Genomic DNA, 18647 nt, shown 5'->3' with positions numbered 1-18647 from the left:
ATCATACCTCTAATTTTTATTTTGTCAAGCCAAATTATGGCTGTAAACGTTTCTTTTAGCTTCGTTTTTCAAAATAGCTTAAAATGACGTAAAAAAATAGGATCAAGGCCCTCAAAGCCTTGATCCCATTCTTCTGACGCATGATATTCAATGTTTAGTAAAATTCCACGATCCCTGTCTCAATGTCATATTTCCCTGAAATGATTTTTACGTATCCTTCTGCTGTGAGATTCTTTATCATATCACTTTCCATTATTCTGGAAACGCTGTTTTCAATATTTAGTTTCTCGCATTTCTCCACATCCTTTTCGCCGGTAATAACAGGAATGATCTCATTCAATATCTTTTGAACATAACCTTTCCCATGGTTGCCCATGGCGGCTTTAACCGCACCGCAATGATTATGCCCCAGAACACACACCACTTTCGCGCCGAGATACTTAACCCCGTACTCAATGCTGCCTAATTCAAAATCACCAATAACATGGCCCGCTGTGCGAATCACAAAAAGCTCTCCGATGCCTGCTGAAAAAATGTATTCTGCCGGAACTCTGGAATCAGAACAGGTTACAACCACTGCATATGGTTTCTGGCCTTCTTCCGGAATCTGGGATTTAATTATTTGTGAAATATTGCCTTTTTTTTGGGCATTTACATAGCATTTATTCCCCTGGACCAGAGCCCGACACGCATCTTCTATGGTATTAATAGTTATCTCGCTCATCTCTGAACCTCTTTTCGATTACCGGTAAAATTAGTCGGTCAATATTTACCTTGTTTTTTTAGAACCACTTCAATGAATACCTTCGTTACCTCAGGATCAAATTGAGTGCCGGAACACCGTCTTATTTCTTCTACCGCTTCGATTTCACTTAATCCTTTACGATAAGCTCTGTCGCTGGTCATTGCATCATAGGCATCCGCAACGGCGATGATCCGCGCCGACATTGAAATCTCATTACCTTTAAGTCCTTTGGGATAACCTTTACCATCCCATCTTTCCTGATGTTCAAATACAGATTTTGCCATATACAAAAACTCATTGGAAGCGCTTAAGATCCGATATCCGATTTCAGGATGTCGGGTCATTTCTTTCCATTCATCATTATTCAATTTATCCGGTTATTCAGAATTTTTTCATCAATTCCCATTTTTCCAATATCATGTATGAGACCGGCGGTTCTAATCTTACTAATATGATCCTGATCAAATTTCATCTCTATTGCAATTTTTTCACATATTTCACTGACTCTTTTTGAATGCAGCATCTCTCGACTGCTCTTTTCATAAAGGGTATTCATGATAAGGTCAATGGTCTTACTTCTTATACTTGCACTTTCATACAACTTATATCGATACATGCTGTCTTCAGCTTTTTTAAGTACTTTCTGAATATTTTCGTCGATGTGATACTTAGTGGCTTTTCCAAAAGAAATGGAAAGCTTAATGGCACCGATCGCTTCGTTTTCTACCAGTTTTTTTATGCTAATTATGATTTGATCTGCTTCAAAAGTATCGGTATTGGGTAATATCATCACAAACTCATCGCCGCCGAGTCGGGCCACAATATCACCCCTACGACTACCCTTTTTTATGGCTTCTGCAGTTTTTTTCAGCAACATATCCCCAAAAACATGTCCGAAAGAATCATTAATCAGCTTTAATCCGTTAACATCAGCCATCACAAGCGTGATGGGTTGATTGTCTTCGGTATCCAGCCTGATTAGTTCTTCTTCATAAAATCTGCGATTATAAAGCCCTGTGAGGTGATCGTGATAGATGAGATAAAGAATTTCTTCTTCTTTCTTTTTACGATCCGTAATATCGGATAAAATCACTGCCACCCGGCCCGGTTTGGGCGAATACGCAACAACCTCAAAATATTTCTTAAACTGTTCAAAATATCGCTCATAACGTACCGGTTCCGAGGTGATCACCAAACTCGCATGTTTTTCCATGAGAAACCTTTTGGAATCAGGCATGATTTCAGACAGCACCTGTCCGAGAATATTTTCCCTTTTTAGTCCGGTCAATCGTTCAAAACTATCATTGACATAAATAAAACGGTAATCATCAGGCTTCCCTGTTTTATCAAAGATCAATTCCTGAACAGCCAGACCCTGTTCCATTTGGGTAATCAATAAACGATTATTTTCTTCACTCTCTTTAAGACTTTCGAACAATTCAATGGTTTTCAAATGGGCTTTTTTCAATTCACAGGTTTTTTCTTCCACCAAGCGTGCAAGTTGTCCTTTTTCATCCCGCTTTTCCATGCTGGCTGTTTTTATTTTCACCATGGCCCGAATCTGGGCAGTGAGCTCGGTTTCATCAATGGGTTTTGCCAGAAAAGCCTCAGCTCCGGATTCCAGTGCCAGAATACGATGCTCTTTGTCGCCTCTGATGGCCGTCACAAAAACCACCGGAATATCCCTGAGGTCTTTATCTTCTTTTAGTTTACGGCACACTTCAAAGCCGTCCATTCCCGGCATTATTACATCCAGAAGGATTACATCTGGATCTTCCTGTGCTGCCAGCTCGAGACCTTTGGGTCCACTGAGGGCAGTGAGTACCAGATCATCAGGATACACCTCACGGATCAACGCTTTTAAAGTGATCAGATTATCCGGATTATCGTCAATGGCTAAAAATTTTAATCTTCTATTTACCATAAAGAACCTCACTTATCACATTTAAAAATTGCATCTCAATGATGGGTTTCGCAATAAATGCATCAAAACCATGAACCAGAATTTTTTCGCGATCATGAATCATGGCACTGGCTGTCAGAGCAACAATGGGGATTTTTTGTAATCTTGACGACTTTCTAATGGCTTTGAAAGCCTCTATGCCATCGATTCCAGGCAGGGCAATATCCATAAGAATGAGATCAGGAACATATTTTTCTGCCATGGCAATGCCTTCTTTTCCATCAACCGCCTCAATAACCCTGAACTCCCCTTTCAGTAAAGCTTTCACGGTAATCATGTTATCCGGATTGTCTTCCACCACCAACACCATCGGTTTTCCTTCAATATGTTGGAGTTTTCGCCTAGGCTTGGAGACTTCTTCGCGCGCCGGAAATAACATGGCGGTAACTGCACTTTCAAGCTCAATTCGATTCACATCCCCCTTTTGAATCAACTGATGAATATTGTTTTGTTTCAGGGATTTAAGTTCTTCTTTAGTAATATGCTTTGCCGTAAGTATGAGCACTGGCACATGGGCTGTTGATTCTGCTTCCCGGAGTGTTCTGAGCACTTCAAACCCATCCACTCCGGGCATCATCAAATCCAATATGATAGCATCCGGAATAACCCGTTCCATGATTCCAAATGCTTCTCCGGCATTTCGGGCAACCAGAATTTTATTACCGCTTTCCTCCAATAAATCTTTAATCTGGATCACAGCGGGTTCGCTGTCTTCAACCATTAATATGGTTTTAACCGCAGCTCCTGAAACTGGTTTGACCGCTGCCGGTTTATTAAGATGTTTAAACTCAGGAATTAGTTCTGTTATAATGTTTTCACCGGCATAAAATTCAGGCAGTAAAAGTGTGAATTCCGATCCCTCATCAACTATGCTTTTAAGTAAGATTCTGCCTCCCAGCAGATTGGCATATTTCTTCGCAATGGCCAAACCCAATCCGGTACCGCCGAATTTTCGCGACGTACTGCCATCCGCTTGCCTAAATTCATCAAAAATAGTTTGTGAATATTTTTCAGCAATCCCTATTCCTGTATCTTTTACAATTATTTCAATGTTTCTACCGTTTGGCTTTGCTTTAATTTCCACAGTACCACTTTCTGTGAACTTTACTGCATTGCCAATTAAATTCTGTAAAATATGACGAACCTTATCCGCATCACTGGTGATGAAGCGTTTCTGTTTCTCGGATGTTTGAATTAGTTTGATACTTTTCTCGTTAGCCTGTGGTTGTATCATGTCCACCACTTCGGCAATGAGGCGATTCACATCGAATTTTGTGATTTCTATTTCTTCCCGCCCAGCTTCAATTCTGGAAATGTCCAGAATATCATTAATCAGACTTAGCAGGTTTTTACCATTGCGTTCAATAACTTCCAGATAACTATACTCCTCTTCGGGAATTTTATCCACAAGCCGTCGGTTAAGAACACCTGAAAGAGCAATCACCGAATTCAACGGGGTGCGAAGTTCGTGGCTCATGTTTGATAAAAAGCTGGTTTTTAATCGGTTGGCTTCATTAAGCTGATTTTTCTGAATTTCCAATTCGGTGTTTTGTTGGCTCAACTCAGAGGATTGAGCTTCCAATTCTTTTTTCTGGGTATCTAATTCACGGTTTTGGTGTTCCAGTTTTTCAGAGAATTCCTTGATCTTCTGGTAGGCCAAGATACCCACAATGCGGGCACTCATGGTATCGCTGGTTCGGTCAATCAACTTCATCGCATCATCACTAAAGGTACTGATTGAGGCCAGGGAAATAATGGCAATTACCGTATCCCCGGAAAGAATTGGAATTGTAATAATTTCTCTGGGAATAAACTTTCCGCTGGTGGTGTAAAACACAAAACGGGTATCATCAGGGATGTTTTTAATCTTTTGAGCAATACCGGATGTAATCACCGCTCCGAATTGTCCTTCCAGGGTATCGGCATCAAAAGACTTCTTTGCATTTTCATCCAAACCCATGGATTCAAGATGTTTAAAGGTTCGTTGATCACTGCTCAATAAATAAATCGCCGCCATTTGTGCTTCTGTTTGAGTGGCCAGAGCTGTAAGTGTGGATCTGAAAAAATTCCTGGATTCTTCCTCACTCAGCATCACTTCAGCAAGGTTTCCCACCTTTTCATTGAGTTCCATATTCATCTTAACCCGATCTGCCAGCGTATTAAAGGAAGCGGATAGTAACCCAAACTCATTTTCATACAGATAGCCACTTCGGGCATTCATATCGCCTTTATGAAATTTATTGGCGACATTGGTCAATTCCTTAAGTGGATTTTGAATATTTCGCAATAAGACCGTACTTATTATAAGGGAAAGCACCAGGATCACCGCAATCAAAAGTGTTGACTCGCGATTTAATTTATTATTTAGATCGATTGTCGTCATAAAAAGGGCATCTGATTTATTTTCTGCATATTCTTCGATTTTCTGTATGCCCGCCAACATCTGGTTTCGATACTGAGCAACGACACCTTCTGAGCTTAGGTTCTCTTTCACCTTTTCATTCTCACCCGACAGCGATAACTGAATATTTTCTTCCCAAGCTGTTTTCCATTGGAGATAGGCTGTAAAAGCTTCATCAATATCCTCGGCTGGTCCCAGATATAATTCATTTAAAGCATCAAATTGCTCTAATACACCGGCATCCGATACTCTCATTAGTTGTACGGCCGTTAATTTTTCCTGATCACTTTCCGCCAACATCAAATCTTTCAGGCCCAGGCGAATATTTAGAATATCCGTGTTCAGGCTACCCAGGGTGCTGGTCACTTGCAACGGGTGAGTATAGAGGATTTCATTTTGCTCTCGAATTTCATTATTTTGAAGGTAATTAAAAGTTCCCAGCACAACAACGAAAAAAAACAATATTCCAAATCCAATCCTCAGCTGAGTTTTAATTTTCAAATTTTTCATGTTCATAAATGTCGCCTCCGTAAATTACGGACCCCTTATCTTTTATTGGTTTGGAAAACTGCCGTCGCCGGGATCAGCATTTCCAGTTTTCCTTCTTTTTGCATAAATGCTTTTTCTGCCTCGCCGGTTATCAGATATCCCATCACTGACATTGAGTTCTCCATCTTCCTGATTATCAACCGTCGCAACTCAGGCCGATAGTAGAACAGCAGGTTACTGCAGAAAACAATATCAAAATCCCCGAAAATACTTTCGGGCGGATTAGCGGAATACTTATCCATCAGGTCATAGGTTGAAAAATTGATATGCTCTTTTAATTCAGAAACAATGGTATATTTATCATTTTCTCTGCTAAAGTATTTGTGAAGCTGTTTAAGGGTCACATGTTGAATGGCCTCCTGATCATACCGACCCGTTCTTGCCAGAGTAAGAGCAGTTTCGGAAATATCAGTTGCAAAAATTCGAAAACGAAGAGCATTCCCGGTTGCATCTGTGCACTCATTGAGCAGCATGGCAATGGAATAGGCTTCCTGGCCGGCAGAGCATCCCGCGGACCAGACCCGAATCTCCCCACCAATCGGTTTCTGCCTGATAAGACTGGGTAAAATATACTGCTCAATTAATGCAAAAGTCAGCGGGTTTCTGAAAAATTCGCTGTATGTGATGTTCAACGAACGGTAAAAGGCCTCGGCCTCGGCGCTGCTTTTCTCTAAACATCCTACGTACTTCTCGGCTTCGTTCCCTTGATTCGCGCCCCATCTTCTGCCCAGAGATTTTAATAAAAAGGATTCATCATACATGGAAATATCTATATTATATGTTTGCTTCATCACCTGTATTATTTCGTTTAATGCCTTATTCATTTTGTCACTCCTTTTGCCCAAAACTCGTCGACTTGGAATAATTGCTTGCTGTGTTTGGTATACTATACACTTTTAAACCTTCTGTGACAACCGCTCTTAACCATAATCGCAATAATTATACTTATTTTTATCAGATTGCTGACAAAACGCTTTGGGTTCATTTATATAAATAATTTCTTATAAATACTCAACTCTGTTTCTGCCATTTTCTTTAGCTTTATAAAGGGCTGAATCGGCCCTGAAAACAATGGTATCCGGTGAACTATCTTTATTGTAGTCAGCAACGCCAAAACTGGCTGTAATCTTTCCTACTTTGGTAAAGATTTTTTCATTAATCAACATTCTTAGTTTTTCTGCCAGCAGTAATGCGCTGCCCCTATCTGTTTTTGGAAGAATGATCAGAAATTCTTCACCGCCCCATCTGCCAACCACATCAACCGATCCGACATTCATTTCTAAAATATTTGCAAGCTCAACCAGAACAATATCTCCAGCCTGGTGCCCAAATGTATCATTAACAAATTTAAAATGATCAATATCGACGATCATCAAAGAAAAAGGGATCTCGGTTTTATTGGCATCGTTCCACTGCTCTTCCAGCGTTTCATCTAATTTTAAGCGGTTGTAAATTTGAGTCAGTTTATCGGTAACCGAAAGCTTTCTGATTTCTTCTTCCATGTTTTTTCGTTCGGAAATATCCCGGGATACCCCAAGCATCCCGATAAATTCACTATTTTCATTGTAAATCCCTGAAACCGTGGTTTCTGTCCAAACCGTGCTACCGTCCTTGCAGGGTTGTTCCAGCTCACCCCTGAATACATTGAATGGTTGATTATTCTGCACTGATCGAATGGCATTTTCCAGTCCTTGCTGCATATAAATCAACGACCCCGGACATAACAACTCTTCCTGGGATTGCTGGAGCACTTCGTCAACAGAATATCCCCTCAGCTTTTGAACCGATGGACTGACATAGGTGAACTTTCCTTCTAAATCCATGGTCCAGATTACATCCGCAGCATTATCAGCCAAAAGCCGATGTCTTTCTTCACTTTCCTGAAGCTTTTTTTCGATTTTTTTAAGGGGTGTAATATCCCGGATAACGCTTAATATATGATCTTCGCCCTCTATCTTTATTATTTTTGAGGATATCAGGCCAATGATTTTTTCCTTATCTTTGTTTTGAAAAGCAACCTCCATGTTTTGCGAAAAACCGTCTTTTCGGAGTTTTTCAAGTAAAAGTCCTCTTTGGTCTCGACTAATATACAGATTAAACATATTTATCTTTTCATCTCGTATTTCTGCTTCTGTATATTGGGATATTTCCAAAAAAGCTTTGTTGTAGGCAATTAAATTCCCTTCATCCATGCTGGTGATCAATGTTGCGTCGGGAATGGTATGAAACACCATTTCAAAATGCTCCTGGGCCTCTTTCATTTCCAGGATCGACGACGCAAGCTTTTGTGTCATGCTGTTAAATGCATCCGAAAAATCCCCCAGAAAGTGGACACTTTGGGAAAAATCTCCGGTGGCAATGGCCTTCGTCTTCCAGGTGATATTTCTAAGGGACGCCTGTAAATTTTTCAATGATCCAATAACAAAACCTTTGCCCTGGATCTCATAAGAAAGATTACCCGCACTCAATTCGACAGTTGCATTTCTAATGGATTTGAGGCTTTTATCCAATTCCAAAAAATCCTCATCCGCTGCGAATTTTTGTGGAATAACCGCATTCGTTTTTATATCAAAAACAAGAGCTTTTAAATAATTTAAAAGCTCTTGTAAATCTTCTTTTATCATATTTGTTCCTCTTGGTTCATTTCCGTTATTGCCTTTGCACTGAAACGACAGGTTCTATCCCCGGTACTCCAACAGTCAATTTCCTTAACCTCAAAAGCTTTTCCGGTAAAGCTTTCCAGCAGTGACGAGATAAAGCCTTCGTCGTAGGTGCATATCTCATAGCCCGTCTCGGGTAATCCCGAACAGTCAAGGTCCTCGGATACCGTCAGGGTAAGCTCACCTTTTTCCATATCTGTTTTTTCGATTCTCAGTATACCGATACCCAAATCCTTCAAGGCTTCCTGAAGCTGATTCACAAAATCATTCAAATCCTCGGTATGTCTGATGGTATGTTTGTAAAACTCTTTCCCTGCCAATTTTCCGGCAGCAAAAAAGATCTCATCGGTTTTACGTGAACCCAGATTTTGTTCGATGATGTCTCTAAACGTAAATTGCATCAGCCGATAAATTTCTACCCGTGTGGTATTTCCTAAATTTGGTCTACCTGCTTCGATATCTCCCAGCAGCTCCCATGAAAATTCATACTTTCGTTTCGAATTCAAAAAAAAACCTCCCATAATCAAAATATTATTTTAGTACCAACAATTCAATTCTAAGAAGAATTCATCGTAATCATCCGTATTTTTTATAATATTTTATCATGTGGAAGGTCTTTGTCAAGCTTGTTATGCTTCTTTTTCGGTTAGTTTATTTCTTTAATTAGATTTACCATTTCAATAGCGGATAATGCACAGTCATAACCTTTGTTTCCCGCTTTAGTGCCGGCTCTTTCAATGGCCTGTTCAATGTTTTCGGTTGTAATCACACCAAACATCACTGGGATGTCAGCATTTAATGAAACGTTGGCAATGCCCTTGGAAACCTCACTGCAAACATAGTCATAGTGGGTGGTTGAACCTCTGATAACGGCACCCAGACAGATGATCGCATCGTATTTCCCAAGCTTCGCCATTTTTGCTGCGATCAGGGGAATTTCAAACGCACCGGGCACCCAGGCAACCTCAATATCATCTTCTTTTACATTCAGTCGCTTCAGGCCGTCCACTGCCCCACCCAACAGCTTTGACACAATGAATTCATTAAACCGTGCTGCCACAATCCCAACCTTAATACCTTCTGCAACTAACTTTCCTTCATAAACCTTCATGTTATAATCTCCTTTAATTTTGATTAATAATTTAACAGATGACGCATTTTTTGTTGCTTTGTTTTGAGATAGAAAACGTCGTGTTTGGAAGCTTCCATCTGGATGGGGACACGCTCGACAATATCCATGCCGTAGGCTGACAGCTGTTCCATTTTATCGGGGTTGTTGGTGAGCAGTCTGAGTTTTTTCACGCCTAAGTCTTTTAGCATCTGGGCCGCAATATGATACTCCCGCAGGTCTTCGTCAAAGCCCAGGGCGATATTGGCTTCGACCGTGTCCATTCCGCTGTCCTGGAGCTCATAGGCCTTTAATTTATTCATCAGTCCGATGCCCCGGCCTTCCTGGAACATGTACAGAAGAATGCCCCGGCCTTCTTTTTGAATTTGCTTCATTGCCGCGACGTATTGTTCCCCGCAATCACAGCGGGAAGAGCCCAGGGCATCCCCGGTCAGGCATTCGGAGTGGACCCGGCACAATACCGGCGCACTGCCGGAAATATCGCCTTTAACCAGTGCCAGATGGTTTTCTCCGTTGATGGTGCTTTCATAACCGTAGACCGTAAACTCACCGTATTTAGTGGGCATTTTGGCCTTTGCAACCTGATTAACCAACAGATCCTTTTGTTTTTTATATTCCTGGAGGGCAGTAATGGTGACAAACTTGAGCTTATGTGTATTGGCAAATGCCATGAGCTCCGGGGTTCTCATCATGGTGCCGTCTGCACTCATCATTTCGCAGCAGAGACCGCATTCTTTAAGATCCGCCAGCTTCATCAGGTCAACCGTAGCTTCGGTATGTCCGTTTCTTTCTAAAACGCCGTTGTTCCTGGCCAGCAATGGAAACATATGGCCGGGGCGGCGAAAATCTTCGGGCCTGGCATCATCCTCCACGGATTTCAGCGCGGTTACTGATCGTTCCAGGGCGGAAATACCGGTGGTGGTATCAACGTGGTCGATGGATACCGTAAAGGCGGTTTCATGGTTATCGGTGTTGTCACTGACCATCTGGGCCAGGCCTAATTTGGCCACCAGGGCCTCGCCCATTGGCATGCAGATCAGACCCTTGGCGTAAGTTGCCATAAAATTCACATTCTCCGGACTGGCAAATTCTGCGGCGCAGATTAAATCGCCTTCATTTTCCCGGTCTTCGTTATCCGTGACCACAATAATCTTTCCCTGTCGAAGCTCTTCTAAGGCTTCCTCTACCGTATTGAATTCAAACATCATATTCTCCTTAAAATCCATATTTATTTAATAAATCCATGGTAATTGTGTTTTGGCTTTTTGTGTTTTGACCTTCAAAAGTCAAAAACCGTTCAATATATTTACCGACACTGTCATTTTCCAAGTTGACGCCTTCACCCACTTTTTTTGTCAGCAAGGTTGTTTGTTGTCCGGTGTGGGGAATCAATGATACGGAAAAACTGGTATCATCAAGCTTGGCAACGGTGAGGCTGATGCCGTCAATGGCAATGGACCCTTTTTCGATAATGTATTTTAAAATCCGCTTCTCTGCTTTCACCGTTACCCAGACTGCGTTTTCATCTTTTTCCATTTTTGTGATGGTTCCGGTACCATCAATATGACCTGACACCATATGCCCGCCAAAACGTCCATTGGCCGGCATGGCCCGTTCCAGATTTACAAAACTCCCGGGCTTAAGCTTACCAAGCTCACTGCGCTCCAGGCTTTCACTCATCACATCGGCGGTGAAATTTTTATTGCCAAAGGCGCTTACGGTCAGGCAAACCCCGTTAACCGCAACGCTATCGCCTATTTTCAGATCATCAAAAATAATATCTCCCCAGATCCCCAGTTTTGACGACTTTCCAGCCTTTTGAATGGCTGTAATTTTACCAATTTCTTCAATAATTCCGGTGAACATTTACACCCCTCCCATCACATCATATTCAATTAATATATCGTCATCCAAAATCGTAATTTCTCTATTTTTCAGTCGAAATGCCTGGTTAACTTCGCTGATGCCCTTACCGCCCACCGGTGTTTTGGCGGTTTCGCCGCCAAACAGTTTAGACGCAATATAAGCCTGGACCCTGTTGACAATACCGTTTTCCAGGGCACTGAAATTCAGTGTTGAGCCCCCTTCCAATAAAATACTGTCCAGCTGTTTTTCGCCCAGTCGCTGCATTAATTCATTTAAATTCACCGATCCATTTTTCTTTGGGAGCTGCAAAAGAATACAGCCCGCTGCCAAAAGCGGTTCGATCTTTTCTTGATCGTCACAGCTCGTGGCAATATAGGTTTCTATCTCCCGGGCAGTTTTAACAATCTTTGAATCAATTGGGATTCTTAAATGCGTATCACAGATAATGCGACTGGGGTTTTTCGTATCGGGTAACCGGGAAGTAAGCAAAGGATCATCGGCGATGACGGTATTCACCCCGACCATGATTCCCGCGTGCCGATGCCTTGATAAATGCACCTTTTCCCGGGCGCTTTCCCCGGTAATCCATTTGGATTTTCCAATACGGGTGGCGATTTTACCATCCAATGTCATGGCGTATTTGAGTACCACAAAGGGTGTCTTTTTCGTAATATAATGAAAGAAAACCTCATTTAGCTTTTCGCACTGCTCGGTCAGAACGCCGGTTACCACTTCAATGCCATGATTTTTCAATATCTCAATGCCTTTACCCGCCACTAAAGCATTAGGATCGATTGAACCGATCACCACTTTAGCAATGCCGCTTGCAATGATCGCATCGGTACAGGGCGGGGTTTTTCCATGATGACAGCAGGGCTCCAGGGTAACGTATAAGGTTGCGCCCCTGGTGGAACCTCGGCAGTCAGCAATGGCATGACGTTCCGCATGAAGTTCACCGTATTTTTGATGATAGCCACGGCCGATTATTTTGCCATTCTTCACTATAAACGCCCCGACCATTGGATTGGGGTTCACCCAGCCGCAACCCTTTTGCGCCAGATCAATTGCCATTTGCATAAATATTTCATCAGTCATTTATTTCACCTCACTTATATAAAAAAAACAGACACCTTGAAAAAATTTCAAGGCGTCTGTAAAAACAACAAGGTCATACTGCAATCAAAATAGTAATAAAAAAACCCTGAAATGCCAAAACATTTCAGGGTTTAAAATACAACTATTGTGGCATAGAAAACTATGCAGATGTACCATTTATCTTCTTTCATCCAGACTTTACACTGTCGGCTTCGGAGTTACACCGAATCATACCTTGCGGCTCGTGGGCTATACCACCGGTAGGGAATCGCACCCTGCCCTGAAGATCATATTCAATTGTTTTATATTGTACCATGTGGTATTTGCTTTGTCAATGAATACCATTTTTCAAAATAAGATGTTGCTATGCCTGTCTTCTCATGTTCGAAAAAAATACATAGGCTTCCGCCGCGACCAAAAACACCAGGGCAAAACTCACAGTAATTGTTACAGCGGGATATTGATTGGCAAAACCCGTTTCCGATGTATGTTTAATCAGTATTCCCGCATATGCCCAAATAATAACCAGACCATAGGTCATGTCTTTGTTTATTAAAATTGTCGCACCGGCAATGATCAGCCCGACAGCAATGATTACCACCGTCCACACGACTTCGGATATACCAAATCCATTAAAGCCTAAACTAACCAGGAGTGCGGTTACATTGGCAATGGTTGCCACCGTAATCCATCCAAAATAAACACTGAAGGGAATTTTCACAAAAATTAGATCTCTGGTTGAAAGCTCAATTTTTTTTATTTCCTGAACAATCATAATCAGCGAAATAAGAATGACCACCATCAACACCATGGAAAGCGGAATCATCATATAATGCCAGCTGAAAATCCAGATAGCATTGGCTACGGAAGAGATGGAAAAATAAAGGCCTATTTTTTTAAACTGACTTTCTTGAACCAGGCTTTTTCCATACTGGAATAAGCCAAACTGATAAAGTGTGTAGCCAGCTAGCAAAAGGTAAATGACTCCCCATATGGCAAACGTCACCGGTGCCGGTGCAAATAAATTAGGGTATGAATCTGAAACCGCCCCTGTACCAATTCCATTAATGGGCAAAATATTTGCCAGGGCATTCACGGTTACCATTAATACATAGGTCAGTGCCACTAAAATCTTAATCCCGATTCCATTATTTTTATCCATAATTGCATTGTTCTCCTTTTTTATTTTTTTAACGCGTTGTCCTTTAGTTAATACCCTTTTATAATATTTATAACCTTTTTTGTTTTTTTCAGATGCTTAAAAATCACTCTTTTAATAATACCATTCCATTAATCAAATGTCATAGATATTTATAGTCAGCATGCTGTGAAAATGGTCATTCCTTAAACTGATTTTGACAGCGACTGTCTTTTTTGGTATAATATTAAGGTGTCACGTATCAATGTGAAGTATATGTATTGAGTAATTCTGTTGGTGAGCTTGTTTACGTATTCCTTAGAATGTGGAAATAAATAAACTAACCCTTTGAATAAACCCAATGAAATTTACATAGAAAAACATGAATCCCAATAGAACTGGGGCTTGTATAGGATCCACACGGTCTTATGCTACACTATCAGCGCAGCTCCTAAAGTTGCATATTTGATGGTATAAAGTGAGTTATATATTTAGCGAAACTTAAGCACTCTAACTCTCTTAAAACAGAGTTAGAGTGCTTTTTTTTATTAATCGTCCCCTGAAAGGAGACAACATGCAAGAAGCAATTAAAATAACAAAGGAACATCTTAACAGTGAAACCGCATCGAAATATTTAATGGAAAAATGGACCGATTGGCGTTGGCAAATTAAGAACACCATTCGAAAAGTCGAAACTGTTGAAAAAATACTGGGTATAAAATTTTCAGATGAAAAACGAGATGAAATAAAGAAGACCATTGAAAAATTCCCCATGGCCATCACCCCTTACTACCTGTCACTCATCGATTCGGATGATTATGAGAACGATCCTGTTTTCAAGCAATGTTTTCCCAGCATCAAAGAATTGACTATTTCACCTTTTGACATGGCCGATCCCCTTAGCGAAGACAAAGACAGCCCGGTTCACGGCATTACCCATCGTTATCCGGACAGAGTTTTATTTCATGTCAGTAACGTCTGTTCCATGTACTGTCGTTTCTGTACCCGGAAAAGAAAAGTCGGCGATGTTGATTCCATTCCTTCCAAGGACATGATCCTCGAAGGCATTGAATATATTAAAAACACCCCAACCGTCCGGGATGTTCTGCTTTCCGGCGGCGATCCATTTTTATTGCCCGATGAACAGCTCGATTGGATTTTAGAACAGATCACTCAAATCCCGCATGTCGAAGTCGTTCGTATCGGAACGAGAACACCCGTGGTTTTACCCTATCGCATCACGGATAACTTAATAAAAGTCTTGAAAAAATATGATAATCTCTGGATCAATACCCATTACAATCATCCCCGCGAGCTCACCAAGACTTCAAGAAACGCCCTTAAAAAATTAGCCAATGCCGGGATTCCCTTAGGCAATCAATCGGTATTGCTACGAGACATTAATGACTGCCCGCGCATCATGAAAAAATTAGTCCATAAGCTAGTGGCTAATCGTGTTCGTCCCTACTACCTCTACCAATGTGATTTATCCGAAGGACTTGAACACTTTAGAACTAACGTCGGCAAAGGCATCGAAATCATGGAAAGCCTAAGAGGCCATACCAGTGGTTTCGCCGTTCCCACCTATGTCATCGATGCCCCCGGCGGTGGTGGGAAAATACCAATTATGCCTAATTATCTGATTTCCTGGTCCACCGACAAGGTTGTTCTACGAAACTACGAAGGCGTCATTACCACTTACAAAATGCCGGACAGCTACGAACACACTGTTTGTGATTTAAACTGTGAAGAATGTAATTTACAATTAAAACTTGATAACGACGAAGCCGATCTCAAGCCCATTGGCATTTCCCGATTACTATGTGACTACGATGACGACATTACCCTTGTGCCGGAAGATCTTGAACGCGACCAACGCAACAAGGACGTCGAGGAATTGGAGGTTTAAGTGAGTGATACAATAGAAAGCTTCGGTCATAGCCTTTTGCAGCATGGTAAAGAAGGCAATCGCATTTATTTGATGAAATTCGATGAACGCGATCAAAAAGGGCTTCTCAAACACATGGATGCCCTTGCCAGTAAAGAGAATTATACAAAAATCGTTGCTAAACTGCCTGCCAGCCAAAAGAACCGCTTCGAAGACCACGGCTACCAACAGGAAGCAATCATGCCTTCCTATTATCAAAGGCAGCAGGACTGTGTGATGATGTGCAAATACTTCTCAGAAGACCGCGCCAAAAGAGAAAATGCCGCTGAATTAGAAAAAATTATTCACAGTGTCCAGGAAAAAGCCGGTGAGCCACCCACTGCACTCCCTGAATTATGGTATCTCAGACGCCTGACCGAAGATGATGTACCGGCTTTGGCCCAGGTCTATCAAACGGTTTTCAAGAGTTACCCCTTCCCCATTTTTAATGAAGATTATCTCCTTGAAACCATGAATGATAATATTCAGTATTATGGGGTTTTCACCCCGAATGGTCTGGCGGCGGTGGCTTCAAGCGAAACCGATCCGGCCCATCTCAACTCGGAAATGACCGATTTCGCGGTGCTTCCCGAATACCGGGGCCACCAGCTGGCGCTGCATTTGCTGCTTGAACTCGAACAACAAATGAAAGAGCAAGGCTACCGCCTACTATATACCATTGCCCGGTCTCTATCCTACGGCATGAATAGCACCTTTGCCAAGGCCGGTTACCACTTTGGCGGTACCCTTTTTAACAACACCCAGATTTCCGGCTCAATAGAGTCCATGAACATCTGGCATAAAGAATTGTAAAAGAATTACGACTGCAGATAGCGTAAGTTATCAAACCCAGAATCGTAGCTATAGCAATTCTCTAACTTTTGATAAAATACAAAAGTAAGTCCTGAGGACAATCGTAACATCAGTTGTGTGCATCAAGGCGAACAGGCGATAGCCTGTACGATCTTGCAGCACACAACGATTTACCATTGTCCCCAGAACGATTATGCAAACAAAAAAAGAATCGTCAACAATGGCGATTCTTTTTTAATTTATGTTATTTATTTTCCCAGTAGGCTTCCGCTTCTTTTTCCATTTTTTCAAGCCGAGTGTAATAGTCAGGAAATTCATTTAAATGGGCAAGTGCAATTTTACCTGTTACCAATATTTCATCACCCGTAACATTTGTGTGCGGATCCGTTGTCCCATGTTCCAGCTCAACGTCCATCCCCATTCTAAACTGCTCCACATCAAATTTGCTCCAGTCAACTGCAAGCATTCTACCGACATCTCTGGCTTGTTCACTTGTAAATACTTTTTTTGATGACATAAAAACCACCCTTTCTTAAACACTATTTATTTTTGATTGTACTCCTCGTCTTACACTTTGTCAATCCGGCAAAATGTTGCAATCCCTTGTATTTGAATATTTCCATATTTTGAGGCCTGGCTTTCTATTTTTTTATTTATGGTTGTTTATATGTTGCTAAAATTGATATACTTATATAAACAGCAACTATTTTCTTTTGTCTAAAGAATTTCAATGAGAGGTGCATATGAACTATGATGTAATAATCGTCGGAGGCGGAATTGCGGGACTGACGTCAGCTGCATTCCTGAGCAAAGATGGCTATAAGGTGCTGGTGTGCGAAAAAGAAGAAAAAGTTGGGGGATTGGTTAATTCCTTTAATTACAAGGGATTCACCTTTGATGGCGGCATCCGAGCCATTGAAAATTCCGGAATTGTATTTCCGATGCTAAGACAATTGGGTTTGGAAATCGATTTTATTAAGAACAATGTTTCGATTGGCATCGAAAACGAAATCATCCAGCTGACTTCCAAAGCTAGTCTGGTGGATTATCAGCATTTGCTCAATCATCAATTTCCCGATAATACCGATGATATTCAAAAAATAATCAATGAACTTAAACGGGTTATGACCTATATGGATGTGCTTTACGGCATTGACAACCCCTTGTTTTTGGACTTAAAAAAAGACCGGGCATACCTTCTTAAAACCGTTATTCCCTGGATGTTTAAATATTTCGTTACCATTAAAAAAATTGTGAAACTCGACACCCCTGTTTATGAGTATTTGGAACATTTTTCCAAGAATCCGGCACTCATCGATATGATCGGACAGCATTTTTTTAAAAACACACCGGCTTTTTTTGCTTTAAGTTATTTTAGCCTTTACCTTGACTACCAATACCCCAAAGGCGGCACCGGAGCCATGATTGAAAGCATGAAAACATTGCTCCTTGATTATAAGGGGGAAATCAGGACTCAAACGGAAATATGCAAATTAAATCCTCAACTTAAGCAGATCGAAGATTTGAATAAAAATAAATTCAACTATAAAAAATTAATCTGGGCTTCGGATTTAAAAAAGCTCTACACCATTATGGATTTAGAATCCATTGAAGATGCAACAGTCAAGCAAAAAGTGCTGGACCAAAAGAATGCCGTGTCCAATAAAATTGGAGGCGATTCCATCTTCACCTTATATTTAACTCTTGATTTAGACAAAAGCTTTCTTAAAAACCTTTTTAGTGCGCATTTATTTTATACGCCATCTAAAAAAGGGTTGTTAACCATTAACTTAAATGACTTGAAAGCTAAATTGTCAGAATCCGGGGATGCAAACTATATATCAGATAAAGAAGCCATTTTTAAATGGCTCCGCAAGTATTACGAACTGACAACCTATGAGATATCCTGTCCGGTGATGCGCGATGCCAATTTAGCCCCAAAAAACCAGACCGGATTAATTGTCAGTACTTTACTCGATTATTCTTTGGTTAAACATATTTTCAACATGGGATGGTATGAGGAATTTAAACGCTTCAGCCAGGAATGCATCATCACTGTTTTGGATGCCACTCTTTTAAAGGGGTTTAAAAATAAAATCATCGACCAGTTTTCTTCCACACCTCTGACTTTAGAAAAAAAGACCGGAAATTCCCAAGGCGCCATCACCGGCTGGGCTTTTACCAATGCCATCATCCCGGTAGTCAGTTCACTTCCTGATGTTGGCAAATCCATTGATACCCCTCACCCCGATATCTTTCAGGCCGGCCAATGGAGCTTTAGCCCATCGGGACTGCCAATATCTGTTTTAACAGGAAAATTAGCAGCCGATGCCGTAAAAAAGCAACTGAAATAAGCAGTCC

General features: G+C 41.2%; 16 protein-coding genes and 1 riboswitch. Of the genes, 3 read left to right on the top strand and 13 right to left on the bottom strand.

What is annotated here, in order from left to right:
• Positions 1-154 precede the first annotated feature (154 nt).
• The 12 genes from AKG39_RS09155 to AKG39_RS09100 all read right to left on the bottom strand — a co-directional run bounded on the left by AKG39_RS09155 (position 155) and on the right by AKG39_RS09100 (position 13570).
• A complete protein-coding gene (locus tag AKG39_RS09155) occupies positions 155-724 on the bottom strand; it encodes a carbonic anhydrase (protein ID WP_050740089.1) in 570 nt (189 codons plus the stop codon).
• A gap of 38 nt (positions 725-762) precedes the next feature.
• Positions 763-1113 (bottom strand): HD-GYP domain-containing protein, encoded by a 351-nt coding sequence (locus AKG39_RS20680; protein WP_050740088.1) that lies wholly within the window; start codon positions 1111-1113, stop codon positions 763-765.
• On the bottom strand, positions 1110-2669 hold the full coding sequence (locus AKG39_RS09145) for a diguanylate cyclase domain-containing protein (protein ID WP_050740087.1): 1560 nt from the start codon (positions 2667-2669) through the stop codon (positions 1110-1112). Before AKG39_RS09145 ends, AKG39_RS20680 begins: the two co-directional genes overlap by 4 nt.
• Entirely contained in the window at positions 2659-5625 is a 2967-nt protein-coding gene (locus tag AKG39_RS09140; RefSeq protein WP_050740086.1) for a response regulator, read from the bottom strand. The genes AKG39_RS09145 and AKG39_RS09140 overlap by 11 nt, the downstream gene beginning before the upstream one ends.
• Positions 5626-5654: 29 nt before the next feature.
• Positions 5655-6482 (bottom strand): CheR family methyltransferase, encoded by an 828-nt coding sequence (locus AKG39_RS09135; RefSeq protein ID WP_050740085.1) that lies wholly within the window; start codon positions 6480-6482, stop codon positions 5655-5657.
• A gap of 177 nt (positions 6483-6659) precedes the next feature.
• Complete coding sequence (locus tag AKG39_RS09130) at positions 6660-8282, bottom strand: sensor domain-containing diguanylate cyclase (protein WP_050740084.1); 1623 nt, start codon at positions 8280-8282, stop codon at positions 6660-6662.
• Positions 8279-8824 (bottom strand): V4R domain-containing protein, encoded by a 546-nt coding sequence (locus tag AKG39_RS09125; protein WP_242852585.1) that lies wholly within the window; start codon positions 8822-8824, stop codon positions 8279-8281. The genes AKG39_RS09130 and AKG39_RS09125 overlap by 4 nt, the downstream gene beginning before the upstream one ends.
• A 140-nt stretch (positions 8825-8964) precedes the next feature.
• On the bottom strand, positions 8965-9429 hold the full coding sequence (ribH, locus tag AKG39_RS09120) for a 6,7-dimethyl-8-ribityllumazine synthase (protein WP_050740082.1): 465 nt from the start codon (positions 9427-9429) through the stop codon (positions 8965-8967).
• Positions 9430-9452: 23 nt separating this feature from the next.
• Positions 9453-10652, bottom strand: coding sequence for a bifunctional 3,4-dihydroxy-2-butanone-4-phosphate synthase/GTP cyclohydrolase II (locus tag AKG39_RS09115; RefSeq protein ID WP_050740081.1), 1200 nt, complete (start codon positions 10650-10652; stop codon positions 9453-9455).
• Positions 10653-10662: 10 nt separating this feature from the next.
• Complete coding sequence (locus tag AKG39_RS09110; RefSeq protein ID WP_050740080.1) at positions 10663-11313, bottom strand: riboflavin synthase; 651 nt, start codon at positions 11311-11313, stop codon at positions 10663-10665.
• A complete protein-coding gene (ribD, locus tag AKG39_RS09105) occupies positions 11314-12408 on the bottom strand; it encodes a bifunctional diaminohydroxyphosphoribosylaminopyrimidine deaminase/5-amino-6-(5-phosphoribosylamino)uracil reductase RibD (protein WP_050740079.1) in 1095 nt (364 codons plus the stop codon).
• 175 nt (positions 12409-12583) lie between these two features.
• A riboswitch (FMN riboswitch) is annotated at positions 12584-12700 on the bottom strand.
• Between the two features lie 72 nt (positions 12701-12772).
• Positions 12773-13570 carry a hypothetical protein gene (locus tag AKG39_RS09100; protein ID WP_050740078.1) on the bottom strand — a complete coding sequence of 266 codons (798 nt, stop codon included), beginning with the start codon at positions 13568-13570 and terminating at the stop codon, positions 12773-12775.
• A gap of 613 nt (positions 13571-14183) precedes the next feature.
• Between AKG39_RS09100 and kamA the strand changes: the two genes are divergently transcribed.
• Together kamA and ablB are read left to right on the top strand one after the other, a co-directional pair.
• Positions 14184-15455, top strand: a complete 1272-nt coding sequence (kamA, locus tag AKG39_RS20310; protein WP_423230038.1) for a lysine 2,3-aminomutase — start codon at positions 14184-14186, stop codon at positions 15453-15455.
• Positions 15456-16286, top strand: a complete 831-nt coding sequence (gene ablB / locus AKG39_RS20305; RefSeq protein WP_050740076.1) for a putative beta-lysine N-acetyltransferase — start codon at positions 15456-15458, stop codon at positions 16284-16286.
• A gap of 244 nt (positions 16287-16530) precedes the next feature.
• Here the strand turns inward: ablB and AKG39_RS09085 are convergent, their stop codons facing one another.
• Positions 16531-16803, bottom strand: a complete 273-nt coding sequence (locus tag AKG39_RS09085; RefSeq protein ID WP_050740075.1) for a DUF5661 family protein — start codon at positions 16801-16803, stop codon at positions 16531-16533.
• A gap of 226 nt (positions 16804-17029) precedes the next feature.
• Here AKG39_RS09085 and AKG39_RS09080 point away from each other — a divergent pair, with 226 nt between their 5' ends.
• Positions 17030-18640: a phytoene desaturase family protein gene (locus tag AKG39_RS09080; protein ID WP_050740074.1), complete on the top strand. Its 1611-nt coding sequence runs from the start codon at positions 17030-17032 to the stop codon at positions 18638-18640.
• Positions 18641-18647: the final 7 nt, after the last annotated feature.

It is taken from the genome of Acetobacterium bakii, from assembly GCF_001263355.1.
GTDB classification, from domain to species: Bacteria; Bacillota; Clostridia; order Eubacteriales; family Eubacteriaceae; genus Acetobacterium; species Acetobacterium bakii.
Note: the sequence above shows the minus strand (reverse complement) of the source record. Positions and strands in the feature narration are given on the sequence as shown.

Bases quoted from the DNA above. Each gene is read 5' to 3' on its own strand.
- AKG39_RS09155 (WP_050740089.1), bottom strand. From the start codon at position 724: ATGAGCGAGATAACTATTAATACCATAGAAGATGCGTGTCGGGCTCTG.
- AKG39_RS09145 (WP_050740087.1), bottom strand. From the start codon at position 2,669: ATGGTAAATAGAAGATTAAAATTTTTAGCCATTGACGATAATCCGGAT.
- AKG39_RS09140 (WP_050740086.1), bottom strand. From the start codon at position 5,625: ATGAACATGAAAAATTTGAAAATTAAAACTCAGCTGAGGATTGGATTT.
- AKG39_RS09135 (WP_050740085.1), bottom strand. From the start codon at position 6,482: ATGAATAAGGCATTAAACGAAATAATACAGGTGATGAAGCAAACATAT.
- AKG39_RS09130 (WP_050740084.1), bottom strand. From the start codon at position 8,282: ATGATAAAAGAAGATTTACAAGAGCTTTTAAATTATTTAAAAGCTCTT.
- ribH (WP_050740082.1), bottom strand. From the start codon at position 9,429: ATGAAGGTTTATGAAGGAAAGTTAGTTGCAGAAGGTATTAAGGTTGGG.
- AKG39_RS09115 (WP_050740081.1), bottom strand. From the start codon at position 10,652: ATGTTTGAATTCAATACGGTAGAGGAAGCCTTAGAAGAGCTTCGACAG.
- AKG39_RS09110 (WP_050740080.1), bottom strand. From the start codon at position 11,313: ATGTTCACCGGAATTATTGAAGAAATTGGTAAAATTACAGCCATTCAA.
- ribD (WP_050740079.1), bottom strand. From the start codon at position 12,408: ATGACTGATGAAATATTTATGCAAATGGCAATTGATCTGGCGCAAAAG.
- AKG39_RS09100 (WP_050740078.1), bottom strand. From the start codon at position 13,570: ATGGATAAAAATAATGGAATCGGGATTAAGATTTTAGTGGCACTGACC.
- kamA (WP_423230038.1), top strand. From the start codon at position 14,184: ATGGAAAAATGGACCGATTGGCGTTGGCAAATTAAGAACACCATTCGA.
- AKG39_RS09085 (WP_050740075.1), bottom strand. From the start codon at position 16,803: ATGTCATCAAAAAAAGTATTTACAAGTGAACAAGCCAGAGATGTCGGT.
- AKG39_RS09080 (WP_050740074.1), top strand. From the start codon at position 17,030: ATGAACTATGATGTAATAATCGTCGGAGGCGGAATTGCGGGACTGACG.